This is a genomic window from Brevundimonas sp. NIBR10 (assembly GCF_027912515.1).
Lineage (GTDB): Bacteria > Pseudomonadota > Alphaproteobacteria > Caulobacterales > Caulobacteraceae > Brevundimonas.
This window is the reverse complement of the sequence record NZ_CP115464.1, coordinates 1,975,349-1,991,164: the sequence shown is the minus strand read 5'-3', so window position 1 is coordinate 1,991,164 and position 15,816 is coordinate 1,975,349. Positions and strand designations below refer to the sequence as shown.

Genomic DNA, 15,816 nt, shown 5'->3' with positions numbered 1-15,816 from the left:
GCTGGGCTGTGCGTCCTGTCCAGCGTCGTGCCGCCGAAACGTCAGCCAAGCGTTTGATTGTGCAAGCTAAGCCGTAAGCGAAGGGAGGCCCGCGATGTTGATTTCATACTGGTGGATCGCCCCGGCCCTGATCGCTTTCATCGCGGCGCTGTTCGTGCTGAACGGCCTGATCTCGCTTTTCCGGGGACATTGGGTCACAGGGCCGCTGAAAATGATCGGCGGTGGGGCGGTGCTCGCGGCAGCCGGGGCGGCGGTGCTGCTGGCCCAGAACATCCAGACCTATGCCCGGCTGACCCACGAACGACCGGTGGCGACGATCCAGCTGAGACAGCTGGCCCCGCAGTATTTCGAGGTGACTGTGATCCAACCGCCGCTGACCGAGGGCGGCCCGGCACGATCGGCGATGTATCCGGTCAACGGCGACGACTGGCGGATCGAGGCCCAGGTGTTGAAGTGGAAGCCATGGGCCAACGTCCTGGGTCTGGACACCCAATACCGACTGGATCGGCTGTCGGGCCGCTATCAGAACATCGAACAGGAACGCACCGGCGCCCGCAGCGTCCACGCCCTGTCGGGCGGCGATCCCCAGAACGGGCGGATCCTGGACGTCGTCATCCCCTGGAACGTCAGCGTCTGGGACGCAGCCCGGCGCTATCGCAAATACGTCGACGCGGTCGATACCCTGTACGGCGGCGCCACCTACATGCCGATGGCTGACGGTGCCCGCTACGAGGTCTGGATCACCCAGTCGGGCCTGATCGCGCGCCCTGCGAACGACGCGGCGCGGAATGCGTCGGCGGGGGGATGGGTCAGCGTTCGGTAGACGATTTCCTCAGTCGAATGGATGTCAACGGCTCTGCCCGAGAACACCGCTGGAAAGAAACAATGGCCGGTCGCAGACGGCTCCGTTGGCTTCGACAGGCGGATTTGACAGATCGTAGGTTAGAAGCAGAAAATCGGCTTCTTCCTTCGTTACAGCCACGAACGCCGTACATTTGTCGCCACCGCCGCGACAGGTCGCGTGAACGACCGGATAATCGCGAGGGCTTGCCCCGTGATACATACAGACCCTGATGCTCTCGCCAACATCCTGAGTGAGCGTAGCGACCGGGAGCAAGATCATGTCGGTAGGCGCAGACGCCAATGGCCGAACTGGATCTGGTGCCTTGCTTGTGGCCGCCGTCAGCGTCAGCAAGCCCGCGCCCACTACCAGTGTCGCCGCCCATCTCAAGACCGCCATCTGCAATTCCCGACTCGCAACGTTCTGACCAAACGACGGTAGCATTCGACTCCATCGGCACAACCCCGACTGGAACTTTCCCTAGCCGATCAGCACAGCCGCCGCCGCACGGGCCTCGTCGGTGATGACGGCACCGGACAGCATCCGCGCAATCTCTTCACGGCGACGATCGTCATCCAGCGGGACCACCGTCGTCGTCGTCATTCCATCGGCGTCCGACTTCATGACCTTCCAGTGGGTGTGACCGCGCGCCGCCACCTGAGGGCTGTGGGTCACGACCAGGACCTGGGCGCCCGACGACAGGCGTTTCAGGCGCTGGCCGACGGCTTCCGCGACGGCGCCGCCGACGCCCTGATCGACCTCGTCGAAGATCATGACCGGCTGACGCTGGTCCTCGCGCCCCGCCAGCGCCGCCTTCATGGCCAGGGCGAAGCGAGCCAGTTCGCCGCCCGACGCGATGGCGTCCAGGGGGCCGAAGCCGTCGCCCGCATTCGTGGCGATCTGGAAGCGGACGGTCTCGACACCGAGCGGGCCACGCCGGTCCTCGCCGACCGGCTCGAAGGCGACGCGGAAGCGGGCGCGGTCCAGCTTCAGAGGGGTCAGTTCGGCCATGACCGCGCGGGTCAGCCGGTCGCCCGCCGCCTCGCGCGCGGAGGTCAGGAAGGTGGCGGCCAGATCGTAGGCTTCGCGCGCGGCCGTCGTCTCGCGCTGTGCGGCGGTCAGGGCCTCGGCCCCGTCCTCGATCAGGCGAAGCTGCTCGCGTAGAGAGACGCGCAGGGCCGGCAAGGCATGGACGGTGGTGTTCAGCTTGCGGGCGGCGGCGCGCAGGGCGAACAGCCGCTCCTCGGCCTTGTCCAGCCGACCGGGCTCGAAATCGAAGGCGTTGGCGGCGGCATCCACCTCGGCGATGGCCTCCAGCGCCTCGACGATGGTGCGATCGATCGCCTCGGCGGCGGTGGACAGGCGGGCGAGCACGACGTGTTCTGCGCCGGTCGGAGCGGCGGCGTCGGTTCCCGGCTCTGCGTCTGAAGGCCCCAGGGCCTGGGCCGCGCGCTGTCGGGCGTGTTCGACGGCGCGCAGGGCCGCCGAGAGCTTCTGGATCAGTTTGTCGCCGCCGAGCTGGGTCCGGGCGTCGGCCAGATCGGCCATGGCCTTTTCCGCCGCCCCCAGGATGGCGCGCTCTCCGGCCAGTTCGGTCTCCTCGTCCTCGCGCGGGTCAAGGGCATCGAGATCGGCCAGGTTGAGCGCGATTTCCTCCGATCGTGCCGCGGCGTCGGCGGCGGCGGCGCGCAGGGCGGCCAGACGGGTCTCGGCGGCCTTCAACCATTCGGCGGCCTGCGCCACGGCCGACAGTTGAGGCGCGGTGCCGCCATAGGCGTCCAGCAGCCCGCGATGGGTCTTCCAGTCCAGCAGGCCGACGGTCTCGTGCTGACCATGGACCTCGACCAGCCGGGCCCCGATCTCGCGCAGGGCCGCGACCCCGGCGGTCTGGTCATTGACATAGGCCCGGCTGCGGCCGTCGGCCGACAGGACGCGCCTCAGGATCAGGTCTTCGCCCGGCGACACGTCGAACCCGCGCTCGGCGATCAGGGCGATCAGGTCATCGTCGTCGGGCGCGGTGAAGACGGCCGTGGCGCTCGCCTGTTTCGCGCCCGACCGCACCAGCCCCGCCTCTCCTCGCCCGCCCAGCGCCAGGCCGAGGGCGTCGAGGATGATCGACTTGCCCGCCCCGGTCTCGCCGGTCAGCACGGTCAGGCCGTCCTCGACCTCAAGGTCGAGCGCGTCGACCAGCACCACGTCGCGGATGGAAAGGGCGGTCAGCATGGGCGGGTGCGATTCGACATCAAGGTCAGTCTATAGGCGACCCTGAACCAATCGGGAACGGCGGAGCGGCTCGGACCTCAGCCCGGGATGATCCGGCGCAGCCAGCTTTCGCGCTGTCCGGTCGGGGCGGCCTCGGGCTGCTGGCCGTTCTCGCTCAACAGGGCATAGGCTTCGGCATACCAGGGGCTGCCCGGATAGTTGAAGCCCAGAACAGCGGCGTTGCGGGTCGCCTCATCCTTGAGCCCCAGGCCCAGATAGACCTCGACCAGCCGGTACAGGGCCTCCGGCGTATGCGAGGTGCGCTGGAAGGCGTCGCTGTCGATCACCGACTTGTAGCGGCCGATGGCGGCCAGCGGCTGGTTGGCGCGCTGATAGTAGCGGCCGATGTTCATTTCCTTGCCGGCCAGCTGGTCGTTGACCATGTCGATCTTGACCGAGGCGTCCGTGGCATAGGCCGAGCCCGGATACCGCCGCGCCACATCCCGCAGCCCTTCGAGCGCCGCGACTGCGAACGCCTGGTCCCGGCCCACGTCCACGATGCGCTCAAAGTTGCAGGTCGCCCGCATGTAGTAGGCGTAGGCAGCCGACGGGCTGCCCGGGAACAGCTGGATGAACCGGTCGGCGGCGGCGACCGATTCTACGTAATTGCCGTTCTGGTAGTAGGCGTAAATCTGCATCAGGATCGCGCGACGCGACCATTCCGAATAGGGATGCTGACGCTCGACTTCCTGGAAGTAGTCGACGGCGTCGGCCCAGCGGCGGCTCTGAAGCCGGTCATAGCCGGTGTTGTAGAGCAGTTCGACCGGCCGTTCTTCATAGGCCAGGCGCGGACGCGGGCGCGCGCCACAGGCGGCGATGGATGCCGCGGCGACGATGACCGCCGTGGCGACGGCGATCCGACGCAGGGTCGTGCGCGAGGACAGGACGGACACCGGAGCAGCAGGCAAGGCGGACCTCATGGCGACAGGGACGCCGCGCATGGTCGCCGCCCCGAAGAATCCGCGACCTCTACACCAGCGGTCGGGTCCAAGCCAATGCGATCGAAGGGCACGCCGATCGGCGAATCCTCGAAGCTGTGGCTTGCCCCCGGCCGTTGCGCTGGTAAAGAGCGCGAGAACTGAACAGTCGTCATTGGCGGTCCGATGACGGCGAAAGGATGACCGGTCGATGAAGCTGCTATCCGGCAACTCAAACCGGCTGTTGTCCCAGGCCATCGCCGACCACCTCGACATGCCGCTGACCAAGGCCCAGGTGAAGCGGTTCGCCGACAACGAGGTCTTCGTCGTCATCGAGGAAAACGTCCGCGGCGAGGACGTCTTCGTGATCCAGTCGACCTCCTATCCGGCCAACGACAACCTGATGGAGCTGTTGATCTGCATCGACGCCCTGGTGCGGGCCTCGGCGCGGCGGATCACGGCGGTCATGCCCTATTTCGGCTATGCGCGTCAGGACCGGAAGACCGGCGGCCGCACCCCGATCTCGGCCAAGCTGGTGGCCAATATGATCACGCGCGCCGGTGCCGACCGGGTCCTGACCATGGATCTGCATGCCGGCCAGATCCAGGGCTTCTTCGACATTCCGACCGACAACCTGGTGGCCACGCCGGTGCTGGCCCAGGACATCAAGGAAAATTACCAGCGCGGCAATCTGATGATCGTGTCGCCTGACGTCGGCGGGGTGGTGCGCGCGCGCTCCCTGGCCGAGCGGCTGAACGTCGACCTCGCCATCGTCGACAAGCGCCGCCCCAAGGCGGGCGAGAGCGAGGTCATGAACATCATCGGCGACGTCTCGGGCCGCGAATGCATCCTGTTCGACGACATCGTCGATTCCGGCGGCACCCTGGTGAACGCGGCCAAGGCGCTGATGGAAGCGGGGGCGACCAGCGTGTCGGCCTATATCAGCCACGGCGTCCTGTCGGGACCGGCGGTCCAGCGGGTCACGGACGGGCCGCTGAAGGAACTGGTCATCACCGATTCGATCGACCGGCCTCACGAAGTGCTGAACTGCCCCAAGATCCGCACCGTGCCCGTGGCACCCCTGATCGGCGAAGCCATCCGCCGAATCGCCAATGAGGAGTCCGTCTCCAAGTTGTTTGATTAACAGTGCGATAACCCTGCTTGCGGCCTTATAAGGGTCGAAACGGCGACGCAGTGTCGACGCCGACCTTGTACAATCGCGTCTCCGTGGGAAGTTCGACCATGACCCTGGCCTTCATGCGCCGTAGCCTCGCCGTGGCCGCCATCGCGGCCGCCGCCGTCCTGGCCAGCTGCACCACCGGCCCTTCACAGGCCGAGCTCGAAGCGCAACGCTTGGCCGAGGCCCAGGCCGCCGCCGCTGCTGCCGCCGCCGCGGTCCGCGTGGCCCCGCCGATTTCGATGAACTCGGGTGTCGCCGAATCGGCGGCCATCTACGTCAGCTTCCTGCGCGACGTCGGCACGATCCGGGGCGGCTTTCCCGACGCCGAATCGATCCAGGCCGCGATGCGCAAGGGTGCCGCCTACGACCCCATCCAACTGTCGCAGGGCATGATCGCCTATGCCTCCATCGTGGCGCTGCAATCGCCCGAGTTCGTCGCCGGTGTGCGTCAGTACGGCGTCGACCCGGTCCAGCGCCGCCAGGTGATCGAGAACATCGTCTACAACCCCGCCTATGCCGCGACCCTGCCGGGCGCAGAGGCCGGAGCGGGCCTGATCATCGCGACCCTGGGCCGCGACATCTCCGACATGGTCACGATCGCCGACGCCGTCGAACAGGACGCCTATACCATCCAGGCGCGGGGCGACTCCCGCCGCAGCTGGGCCGTCGCCCCGTTGCCGAACCGCGCAGAACGCCTGGAAGCGATCAAGCAGATCTCGGGACGGCGCATGATGCCCCCGGCCGAGGATACGGCACGCCTGTATGCGGCGGCCAACAGCGGGTCGGGCCTCAATGTCCCGGGCGGCACATCGCGTCCGCCCTATACGCCCGTCATCGCCAACGCCCTGGCCATGGCCGCCCTGGCTGCGCTGGGTGCCGCCGGTGACGAGGCCCGGCCCAACACCCAGGCCCTGATGCAGGAGAGCGGCAGCGAGTTCTGCCTGTCGATGTCCAAACTGAACCTGTTCCAGTGCCTGGCCGCCTCGCGCCCCAGCTATGAGGACATGTTCTGCGTCGGCCGCCACATCGTCCGCGACCTGGGCACCTGCACCTTCGGCGCGACCCGCGTGCCGGTGATCAGCGTGTCTGCGCCCTCCAGCTGACACCGATCGTCGTCAGGCGGTTGCGTGTGGGCCGTCTTGCGTGTAATGACCCGCGCTCTTGAATTCGAGGGTTGATGACCCCGCCGCGCGAGCCATCAGTTGGCGCAGGCGTTTTTGTTGTTGAGGCGAGCCAGATGGCCGAGATCATTCTGAACGTGGACGTCCGCGAAAACACCGGCACCGGCGGCGCGCGCGCAGCCCGTCGCTCCGGCGCGGTTCCTGGCATCCTGTACGGCGGCGGCAAGGCCCCCGTCGCCATCTCGGTCAACGAGAAGGACTTCCGCAAGAACCTGTACACCGGCAAGCTGCTGGGCCACCTGATCACGCTCAAGTACGGCGAAGAGACCCAGCCGGTCATCGCCAAGGACGTGCAGTTCGACCCCGTGTCGGACCGTCCCCTGCACTTCGACCTGATGCGCGTCGACGAGCACCAGACCATCAAGATCGAAGTGCCCGTTCACTTCATCAACGAAGACAAGTGCGGCGCCTTCCGTCAGGGCGGATCGCTGGAAATCGTGCGTCACACCGTCGAGATTTCGGTCGCCGCCGATCACATCCCCGAAGACCTGATCGTCGACCTGGCCGGCCACAAGCTGGGTGACACCATCCGCTTCTCGGACATCAAGCTGCCCGAAGGCGTGAGCCCCACCATCACCGACCGCGACTTCGTCATCGCCTCGATCAAGACCTCGTCGGCCGCCATCTCGGCTGCTCATGACGAAGAGACGATCGCCGAAGAGAACGCGATCGCCGCCGCCGAAGCCGGTGCGGACGAAGTTCCTGCCTCGGAACAGTCCGACGAAGGCGACAAGTCGGAAGGCTGATCGCCCCACGAGTATCGATTGCGGGACGGCCCATTCCTTTTCGGGAGTGGGCCGTTTCCATATCCGGACCTGACGCATGATCATCATCGCCGGCCTGGGCAATCCGGGCGCCAAATATCAGAACAACCGGCACAACATCGGCTTCATGGCGATCGACGAGATCGCGCGTCGGTGGCGGTTCGGGACCGAGCGGGCCAAGTTCCAGTCAGTGATCGCCGAGGGCGAGGTCGAGGGCGCCAAGGTGCTGCTGATGAAGCCCCAGACCTTCATGAACCAGAGCGGCAAAGCGGTCGGCGAGGCCGCGCGGTTCTACAAGATCCCGGTCAAGGACATCATCGTCTTCCACGACGAGATCGACCTGGCCCCAGGCCGGTTCCGCATGAAGACCGGCGGCGGGGCGGCGGGCCAGAACGGGGTGCGGTCGCTGATCAGCCACCTGGGCGCCGACTTCCGACGCGCCCGCATGGGGATCGGCCATCCGGGCGAGGCGAACCTGGTCATGCCGCACGTGCTCGGCGACTTCCACAAGGTCGAGCAGCCGTGGCTGGAGGCCCTGCTGCGCGCCTGCGCCGACGCCCTGCCCTTCGCCATCGCAGGCGAAGACGAACGCTATCAGGGCGAGGTGCTGCGCCTGGCCCCGGCACCCAAATTCAGCCCGAGGCAACAGGCGCGGGGCGAATAGGCCATGTGCGCCTCGTTTCAGGCCAGGGCCAACGTGACCCAACTGGTTCGCATCTTCGAGGCGGCGGGGGCCCCGATCGAGTTCTCGGACGGCCTGCCCAACATCGCCCCGCTGGACGAGGTTCGGCCCACCGATTCGGCGATGGCAGTGCGGGCCATGAGCGAGGCCGCAACGGTCCTGTCGCCGATGCGGTTCGGCTTCCCGCCGCCGGCACCCAAGCGTCCGCCGATCATCAATTTCCGCTCCGAAGGCCGGGAGTTCGAGAACCGCGCCTCGGGCGGCCGCTGCATCGTGCCGGTGACGGGCTTCTATGAGTTCACGGGCGACAAATATCCCAAGACGCGCTGGCTGTTGTCGGGCGCGAACCAGGAGGTGCTCGGCCTCGCCGCCGTCTGGAGATCAGGGGCGGACGGCACCGCCTTCTCCCTGTTGACCGCAGAGCCGGGGCCGGACGTCGCCCCCTATCACGATCGCGGTGTGCTGCCGCTCGCTCCCGCCGACTGGGCTGACTGGCTGTTCGCGCGGCGACCGGCGGCGGACCTGCTGGCACCACCCCCGGCGGGGACGCTCAAGGTCGAGGCGGCGCCACGGCCGTCCAAGGCATAATGCCGCGCTTCCCAAACCCGCGCCGCCCCGCTATGGCCCCCGCGTGACCCGCTCCCAGGCCGACAATTGGTCGATCATGCGCTCGCTGGCCTTCCTGGCCGCGACGTTCGCGATCACGTTCGCCAGCCTGATGCCTTTCGCGGCCCTGGCGGCGGCGGTGCCGGGCCAGCCCATCGTGTTCTGCTCGGCGGAGGGCGTCCACACCATTGCCGTGGGTATGGACGGCGAGCACGGTGGGTCCAAGGGACTGGCCGGGGTCAAATGCGCCGCCTGTCTGCTGGTCGCCCCCGCGGCCCTGCCCGACGCCCCCGTCGTGGCTCCCCTGTCGGCGGGAATCACCCGCCCGGCCCAGGTCTTCGTGGCCATCAATGATCGGCCCCGTCCGCCCGCGCGTGCGCCGCCTAGGCCGCCCTCGACCGCACCGCCCCAAGCCTGAACAGCCCCGACTGACGCACCCCGGCGCAGCGCGAACCCGCGCGCGCCTGCTCATCCCTGTTCAGGACCAGAAACTCCATGTCTCTCAAGACCACCGCAGCGCCACGCGCGCTGTTCATGACGCTGGGTGCCGCCGCGCTCGGCATGACCGCCCTGCCCACCGCCGCCGCCGCCGCCGCCCAGACAGTCGTTCAGGGCCCCTCCACCCAGTTGGACGAGATCATCGTCACCGGAGCCCGCAACCCCGAAGATCCGCCCGTGGTCGCCGACGCTCGTCGCCGCCTGTCGCGCACGCCCGGCGCCGTCGCCGTGGTCTCGGCCGAAAGCCTCCAGGATCGCTACGCGCCCAACATCGCCGACGCCCTGCGCGACGTGCCCGGCGTCTACGCCCAGAAGAAATGGGGCGGCGATGTCCGCATCTCCATCCGCGGGTCCGGCATCGGCAACGCCAACCACCTGCGCGGCCTGTTCGTGTCGCAGGACGGCATTCCGTTCAACGAAGCCGACGGATATGGCGACGTCCAGATGATCGATCCCCTGCTCGCCCGCTACACCGAGGTCTACAAGGGCGGCAATGCCCTGCGCTTCGGCGGGTCCCTGCTGGGCGGGGCGGTCAACCTGGTCACGCCGAACGGTGCCAGCATCGGCCACACGGCCAGCGTCCGTGCCGACTACGGCTCCTGGCAGACCGCACGGGTTCACGCCGAGGTCGGCGGTGTTCGCGGCGACTGGGACGGCTATCTCGGCGTCACCGGCGCGACCGCCGAGGGCTGGCGCCAGAATTCGGACGGCCAGCAGCAATATATCACCGCCAATGTCGGACGCAGCTTCGGCGAGGACCGCGAGGTCCGGCTGATCGTCCAGGGGGCCTATATCCACCAGCAGATCCCCGGCTCCCTGACCCTGGCCCTGGCGCTGAGCACCCCGGTGATGCCCGCCGCGGCCAACGTCGCCAACGACTATCAACGCGACTACGCCTCGGCCCGCACCACCCTGTCGACGAAGTGGCGGCTGTCGCCCGGCCTGCTGTTCGAGGGGGCCGTCTACGGCACCTGGAAGGATCTGCACCATCCGATCTTCCAGGTCATCGACCAGCAGAGCCGCAACTACGGCGCCTTTGGTCGGCTGGACTGGGAGGGCCGGCTGTTCGGCCTGCGCGCCGACGCCTTCGGCGGGGCCTGGTACCGGGTCGGTGACCTGGACGCCCAGCAGTTCGTCAATGTGCGCGGTTCCAGCGGCACCCGCACCGCCAAGGCCCGCCAGAACGCCGAGGCGCTGGATGTGTTCGGCGAGGGCCGCCTATTCGTCACCGACAGCGTCGCCCTGGTCGCCGGCGGGGCCGTTGGCCGGGCTGAACGGGACTATCAGAGCTTCGCCCTGCCCGGCGTCGCCTCGACCTTCAACCTGACCACGGGCAAGGACTATGAGTGGTTCGCGCCACGCGTCGGACTGTTGTGGGAAGGCACATCGGGGGCCCAGGCCTATGCCAACGTCACCCGCTCGATCGAGCCGCCCAACTTCGGCTCCCTGTCCCCCACCGTCGGCGGCTTCGCGGCGATCGAGGCACAAGAGGCCTGGACGTACGAGGCGGGCGTTCGGGGTCGCAACACGCAGTTCTCGTGGGACGTCGCGGTCTATCGCGCCGAGCTGGACAACGAACTCCTGACCTTCATCGTCAATCCCGCCCTTGGCATCCCGGCGGCAACCTTCAACGCCGGGCCCACGGTGCATCAGGGCATCGAGGCGGGGCTGGACTGGCGGTTCGCGCCCGGCTGGCGGTTGCGCCAGACCTACAGCTATTCGAACTTCTTCTTCGACGGCGACAAGGCGTACGGCAACAACGACCTGCCGCTGGTCCCGCCGCATCTGTACCGGGCCGAGTTGCGCTATGACCACCCAGCTCAAGGAAGATGGGGCGGCTGGTTCATCGCCCCGTCGGTGGAATCGACCCCCTCCGACAGCTGGGTCGACTACCAGAACACGCTGAAGGCCCCCGGCTATACCATCCTGAACCTCGGCTTCGGCTGGACGGTCAGCGAGAAGACCCGCCTGTTCGTCGATGCACGCAACCTGACCGACGAGCGCTATGTCTCCAACTTCGGGGCGGTGACGGATGCCCGCGTCGCCTCCACCGCCGTCTTCTGGCCGGGCGAAGGCGTCTCGGCCTTCATCGGTCTGCGGATCGACTACTGATGTCCGGCAACGATACCTCGGGAGTGGCTTCGGCCGCTCCCCTCTCGGGGGCCTATCGCGCGGTCTGGCGCTGGCATTTCTACGCCGGACTGCTGGTCCTGCCCTTCCTGATGCTGATGGCCCTGACGGGGGGGCTTTATCTGTTCAAGACCGAGATCGACGGCCTGGCCTACCGGTCCCTGTCCCATGTCGAGGCGCGGGCCCAGACCGCATCGCCCGACCGCTGGATCGCCGCCGCGGAGACGGGAACGGGCGGCAAGGTCGCCAATGTTCTGGTTCCCGCCAGACCCGACGAGGCGGCCCGGTTGACGGTCAAACTGCCGGACGGCGGCAAGCGCACCGCCTTCGTCGACCCTCACGACGCCCGCCTGATCGGCGTGACGCCGTTCGGCGGCGTGATGGAGACGGTGAAACGGCTCCACAGCCTGGTCCTGCTGGGATCGTGGGCCAACTATGTCGTCGAGATCGTCGCAGGCTGGGCCATCATCCTGGTGGCCACCGGCATCTTCATGTGGTGGCCACGCGGGCATCAGGTCGGGGTGACGACCCTCAAGGCGACCGATCCGAAACGCCGCCCCTTCTGGCGCGATCTGCACGCCGTGACGGGCCTGTACGCAGGGGCGGTGATTGCCTTCCTCGCGGTGACCGGCATGCCCTGGTCCGCCTTCTGGGGTGATCAATACATGGCCTATGTCAAGGAACACGGTCTGGGCCGGCCCAAGCCACCCGCCGGTGCCTTCGCCCACGCCGAGCACCAAGACGCGCCGGTTGGTGTCGGCTGGACCATGGAGGGGTTGGTCATGCATGGCGACCACGTCATGCCCGCCCCCGCCCCGGCCACGCTGTCGACCGTGATCGACGCAGCAAACAGCAGAGAACTGGCGCGACCCTATACCGTCTCCATCCCGACCGACCCGACCGTCGCCTGGACCGCCGCGCGCGTCGTGGATCGGGTCGAGGATACCCGCATCCTCTATATCCAGCCGGGAACGGGCACAGTTCAGGCCGACGTCGCCTATGGCCAGTTCGGCGTGGGCGCAAAGGCCTTCGAGTGGGGCATCGCCGTACACGAAGGCCGCCAGTATGGCTGGATCAATCGCTATGTGATGCTCGGCGGCTGTATCGCCGTCTGGCTTCTGGCGATCAGCGGTGTCGTCATGTGGTGGAAACGCCGACCGCCCCGGTTGGCCAAGGGCCGGCTGGGCGCGCCCGAGGCTCCGGCCGATCCCCGCACCCGCGCGGCGGTGCTCGGCATCGTGCTGCCGCTGGGCATTCTCTTTCCGCTGACGGGGTTGAGCCTGGTCATGGCCCTGCTCGCCGACGTCACCGTGCGTCGTCTCCGATCCGCATCCGTGCGTCCCTGAAGACAACAAGGAAAACCAACATGAATCGCCTGCTCCTCCCCGTCGTTTTTCTCGCGCTCGCCGCCTGCACGCCCACACCCAAGATTCCGTCCAAGGTCGCTGTGGCCGACATCCTGTGTCGACCGACACTCAATGGTCGCGATGTCACCGGCTGCTACCTGACCCTGACCGCCGAGCGTGACGACCGGCTGGTCTCGGTCAGTTCGCCGGCGGCCGGTACCGCCCAGATCCATGAGATGAAGGTCGAAGACGGCATGATGAAGATGACCGAATTGAAGGACGGCCTGCCCCTGCCCGCCGGCCAACCCGTGTCGCTCGCACCAGGGGGCAACCACATCATGCTGATGGCGCTGACCCAGCCGCTGTCCGTCGGCGATCAGGTGTCCCTGACCCTCAGCTTCGAGCACGCCCAGCAGATCGGCGTGCGCGCGATCGTCAGCCAACCCGCGGTCGCCGCCAAGAGTCCCGACACAGCGGGATAGAAGAACCGAGGCTCAACCCTCGTAGTGTTCTGCGACCGCCTTCTTCTCGTCTTCCGGATTGACGACCTGCTTGAAGATCAGCTTGTCGATCCGGCGGTCGTCCATATCGACGACCTCGACCTCGAACCGGCCCAGTTGCAGGATCTCGCCCTCGTCGGGCACGCGCGACAGGTGGTGCAGGACCAGTCCGGCAACGGTGTGGAAGCCTTCGGTCTCGCCGAAATCCTCGCCCAGCACGTCGGACAGTTCATCCAGGTCGGTCTGGCCGTCCACCAGCCAGCTGCCGTCCTCGCGCTCGCGCACGCTGACGTCGGCGTCGTCGTGGCCTTCGTCGAAGTCGCCGGCGATCATCTCCAACAGGTCCGTCGCCGTCACCACGCCCTCGAAGGCACCGAACTCGTCGACCAGAAAGGCCATATGGACCTTTGAGGCCTTCAGGATTTCCAGCGCCTTGAGCACCGAGGTCGATTGCGGGATGAAGGCCGGGAGTTGGACGTGTTTCTCGATATTGAACTCGCCGTTGTCCAGCAGGCTGTCCAGCAAGTCCTTCTTGTGGACCACGCCCAGCGGGTTATCGACGTCATTCTCCTTGGCCACCACGATCCGCGAATAGGGACAGGTGCGGACCTCCTCGCGCAGTACCGCCTCCGAATCGTCCAGCGCGACCCAGAAGACCTCATGGCGCGGCGTCATGGCGACGCGGATCGGCCGGTCGCCCAGACGCAGAATCTCCTCGATCATCGTCTGTTCTTCGGGCTCGATCAGACCCGAGGCCGTACCCTCGGCGATCATGGTCTCGACCTCCTCCTGGGTGACGTCGGACCCGTCGCGGTCCTTGACGCCCATCAGCTTGAGGATGCCCGAGGTTGAAGCGGTCAGCAGCACGACGAAGGGATGCAGAACGATTGCTACGGTCGAAATGGGTGCCGCCATCTTGGCAGCAATCGTCTCGGGAAAGATGAGCGCCAGCCGCTTGGGCACCAGTTCGCCGACGATCAGCGACACATAGGTGATGCAGATGACGACCAGCAACGTCGAAAAGATTTCCGTGTAGGCGGCCAGCGCCGGGAACGTCGCCTCAAGGATGAGGTTGAGTTCACCCGCGATTGCGGCCTGACCAAACGCACCGGCCAGAATTCCAATCAGGGTAATGCCGACCTGGACCGCAGAGAGGAAATGAGTCGGGTTCTCGGACAGCTTCAAGGCGGCACGCGCGCCTCGGTCCCCCCGTTCAGCACGGCTTTGAAGCTTGGATCGGCGGGACGAAACGACCGCCAACTCGGTCATGGCGAACAGGCCGTTGAGCACCACGAGGAGCAGAACGACGACGATGGCGATCAGTAACATCTAGGGGGGTTTGGAACCGGCGCGGCGCGACAGTCGGCGTCCGCTGTTCGCTTCTAGCCGAAAACGCGGACTTTCGCCACGGATTCCTTGGACGACGAGGCGATCAGCCGCCGGTGCGACCGGCGTCGATACCGCCATAGGCACCGGAGCGGCCATTGTCGCCGCTGTCGAGGGCCGCGCAGGCCGACATCCCGATCAGGGTGCCGATGAACAGGCCGATGTGAAGCGCGCGCCGCATGGGTTACCAAATCCTTAACGTCCGTGGTGCGAACGTAGGCGGCAATCGGCGGTTCCATGCAAGCCCCCTCCCCTGAGACGGGCAGGACGTGGTGAATGCGCGCGTCTGGCAGACGGGCCGCGCGGCTAGCGTGCCATGCAGATGTCACCGGCGAACAGCTGTTCCACCGTCCCGTCCGGCCCGGCGGAGGTCAGGAAACCCCCGACGCCATCCACCGAAATCTCGACCGCGTCGAGCGTCGTCTCGGGCAGGCTGAAATCAGGGCCAGCCTGCGCTTCCGCCCGGGTCGAACCGACGTGGAGGCCGGACGCCGTCCTGGCCGTCGCATCATCGGCGCGCCAGCCGACGAAGGCCCCGTTCTGGATCACCACCTGCATGGCGTCACCCCAGTCGAGCACCGTCGCCGATCCCGTAGGGCAGTCCGGGTTCTCGCTGACGACCGGATCGGACCCCAGCGCCGCCTTGACCGCCGCCTCGACCGTCGCGCGCGGCGAACCGAAGGCGACCAGGGTCGGGGTCGAGCCGGCCTTCAACCCCTCACCGTCCAGGATGACCGGCACAGTGGCGGTGGGCGTGGTGACGGTCGCTGACGGGCTCACCGCCGCGCTGGCGGGCTCGCTCGCGGGCTTCTCGCAGGCCACTAGCGCCAGAGCGGACAGGCCGACGATGCAGAGATTGCAAATGACCATGTGACTCTCCGGGTACCCGTCCGTGATCGGCGGTGGCCCTAGCGTAGGCCACACCCACGGACCTGTCACGATGACCGCAGAGCGCCTCTCCCAGTCGCAATTTTCAGCCCACAAGATTGGTGAGGATCGGACCGCCGAGCATCGCCTTCCAGATCACGACAACAAGCCAGTGCAGGGCGATCGCCGTCCACAGCCCGCCGGAGCGAAGACGCAGCAAACCACAGAGCAGGCCAAGGACGGCGGCCAATACCAGAAAGTCGCCTCTCAGAAGCAACAGGCGTGCACCTAGCAGAAAGGTCAGGCTCTCCACGACGTGCCAAACGACGAACAAGGCTGTCGAGGCCGCCAGCGTCAGGCTTGCCGAGGAGATGGATCCATTCCGGATCAACAGGCCGCGAAAAACAACTTCCTCGGCGACGGCCGGGGTCAGCAGCGCCAAAACGGCCATCGGAAGAAACGTGGCCAACGGGATGAGGTCGAAGGCCAGCAGATCACGGCCCAGTACAATCGCAGCGACACCGAACGCCACCATGGCCAACACCAGGTCCAGGCCATCGGCCATGGAAGGACGTCGGGTCAGCACACGGACGATCCCCTCTGCGGGCACAGGGCTATTCATCCGCGCATCATCACCGCTCATCAGACAAAGAAAA

The 15,816-nt window shown here is 67.0% G+C and carries 15 protein-coding genes and 1 pseudogene; 10 read left to right on the top strand and 6 right to left on the bottom strand.

Annotated elements, in window-relative coordinates:
- The first annotated feature begins 94 nt into the window (after window positions 1-94).
- Entirely contained in the window at window positions 95-823 is a 729-nt protein-coding gene (locus tag O5K39_RS09830; protein ID WP_271147086.1) for a hypothetical protein, read from the top strand.
- A gap of 498 nt (window positions 824-1,321) precedes the next feature.
- Here the strand turns inward: O5K39_RS09830 and O5K39_RS09825 are convergent, their stop codons facing one another.
- Window positions 1,322-3,064 carry a DNA repair protein RecN gene (locus O5K39_RS09825; RefSeq protein WP_271147085.1) on the bottom strand — a complete coding sequence of 581 codons (1,743 nt, stop codon included), beginning with the start codon at window positions 3,062-3,064 and terminating at the stop codon, window positions 1,322-1,324.
- Window positions 3,065-3,141: 77 nt separating this feature from the next.
- Entirely contained in the window at window positions 3,142-4,023 is an 882-nt protein-coding gene (locus O5K39_RS09820) for an outer membrane protein assembly factor BamD (protein WP_271147135.1), read from the bottom strand.
- A gap of 208 nt (window positions 4,024-4,231) precedes the next feature.
- Between O5K39_RS09820 and O5K39_RS09815 the strand changes: the two genes are divergently transcribed.
- The 9 genes and pseudogenes from O5K39_RS09815 to O5K39_RS09775 all read left to right on the top strand — a co-directional run bounded on the left by O5K39_RS09815 (window position 4,232) and on the right by O5K39_RS09775 (window position 12,889).
- A complete protein-coding gene (locus O5K39_RS09815; protein WP_271147084.1) occupies window positions 4,232-5,164 on the top strand; it encodes a ribose-phosphate pyrophosphokinase in 933 nt (310 codons plus the stop codon).
- 98 nt (window positions 5,165-5,262) lie between these two features.
- A complete protein-coding gene (locus tag O5K39_RS09810; protein WP_271147083.1) occupies window positions 5,263-6,303 on the top strand; it encodes a hypothetical protein in 1,041 nt (346 codons plus the stop codon).
- Between the two features lie 134 nt (window positions 6,304-6,437).
- Window positions 6,438-7,040, top strand: a pseudogene (locus O5K39_RS09805) (50S ribosomal protein L25/general stress protein Ctc); the annotation flags it as partial.
- A 163-nt stretch (window positions 7,041-7,203) separates the two neighbouring features.
- A complete protein-coding gene (pth, locus tag O5K39_RS09800; protein WP_271147081.1) occupies window positions 7,204-7,809 on the top strand; it encodes an aminoacyl-tRNA hydrolase in 606 nt (201 codons plus the stop codon).
- A 3-nt stretch (window positions 7,810-7,812) separates the two neighbouring features.
- Complete coding sequence (locus O5K39_RS09795) at window positions 7,813-8,415, top strand: SOS response-associated peptidase family protein (protein ID WP_271147080.1); 603 nt, start codon at window positions 7,813-7,815, stop codon at window positions 8,413-8,415.
- 43 nt (window positions 8,416-8,458) lie between these two features.
- On the top strand, window positions 8,459-8,851 hold the full coding sequence (locus O5K39_RS09790) for a DUF2946 family protein (protein WP_271147079.1): 393 nt from the start codon (window positions 8,459-8,461) through the stop codon (window positions 8,849-8,851).
- 77 nt (window positions 8,852-8,928) lie between these two features.
- The gene (locus O5K39_RS09785) at window positions 8,929-11,043 is read left to right on the top strand and encodes a TonB-dependent receptor (RefSeq protein WP_271147078.1); all 2,115 of its coding nucleotides are present in this window, start codon (window positions 8,929-8,931) and stop codon (window positions 11,041-11,043) included.
- Window positions 11,043-12,407, top strand: coding sequence for a PepSY domain-containing protein (locus O5K39_RS09780; RefSeq protein ID WP_271147077.1), 1,365 nt, complete (start codon window positions 11,043-11,045; stop codon window positions 12,405-12,407). The genes O5K39_RS09785 and O5K39_RS09780 overlap by 1 nt, the downstream gene beginning before the upstream one ends.
- Before the next feature lie 20 nt (window positions 12,408-12,427).
- Window positions 12,428-12,889, top strand: a complete 462-nt coding sequence (locus O5K39_RS09775; protein WP_271147076.1) for a copper chaperone PCu(A)C — start codon at window positions 12,428-12,430, stop codon at window positions 12,887-12,889.
- 12 nt (window positions 12,890-12,901) lie between these two features.
- On the opposite strand, the gene O5K39_RS09770 is transcribed toward O5K39_RS09775, so the two are convergent.
- From O5K39_RS09770 to O5K39_RS09755, 4 genes are all read right to left on the bottom strand, one after another.
- Window positions 12,902-14,236: a hemolysin family protein gene (locus O5K39_RS09770; protein ID WP_271147075.1), complete on the bottom strand. Its 1,335-nt coding sequence runs from the start codon at window positions 14,234-14,236 to the stop codon at window positions 12,902-12,904.
- Between the two features lie 103 nt (window positions 14,237-14,339).
- Window positions 14,340-14,474: a hypothetical protein gene (locus O5K39_RS09765; RefSeq protein ID WP_271147074.1), complete on the bottom strand. Its 135-nt coding sequence runs from the start codon at window positions 14,472-14,474 to the stop codon at window positions 14,340-14,342.
- 125 nt (window positions 14,475-14,599) lie between these two features.
- Window positions 14,600-15,163, bottom strand: coding sequence for a hypothetical protein (locus O5K39_RS09760; protein ID WP_271147073.1), 564 nt, complete (start codon window positions 15,161-15,163; stop codon window positions 14,600-14,602).
- Between the two features lie 103 nt (window positions 15,164-15,266).
- A complete protein-coding gene (locus tag O5K39_RS09755) occupies window positions 15,267-15,725 on the bottom strand; it encodes a CPBP family glutamic-type intramembrane protease (protein ID WP_271147072.1) in 459 nt (152 codons plus the stop codon).
- Window positions 15,726-15,816: the final 91 nt, after the last annotated feature.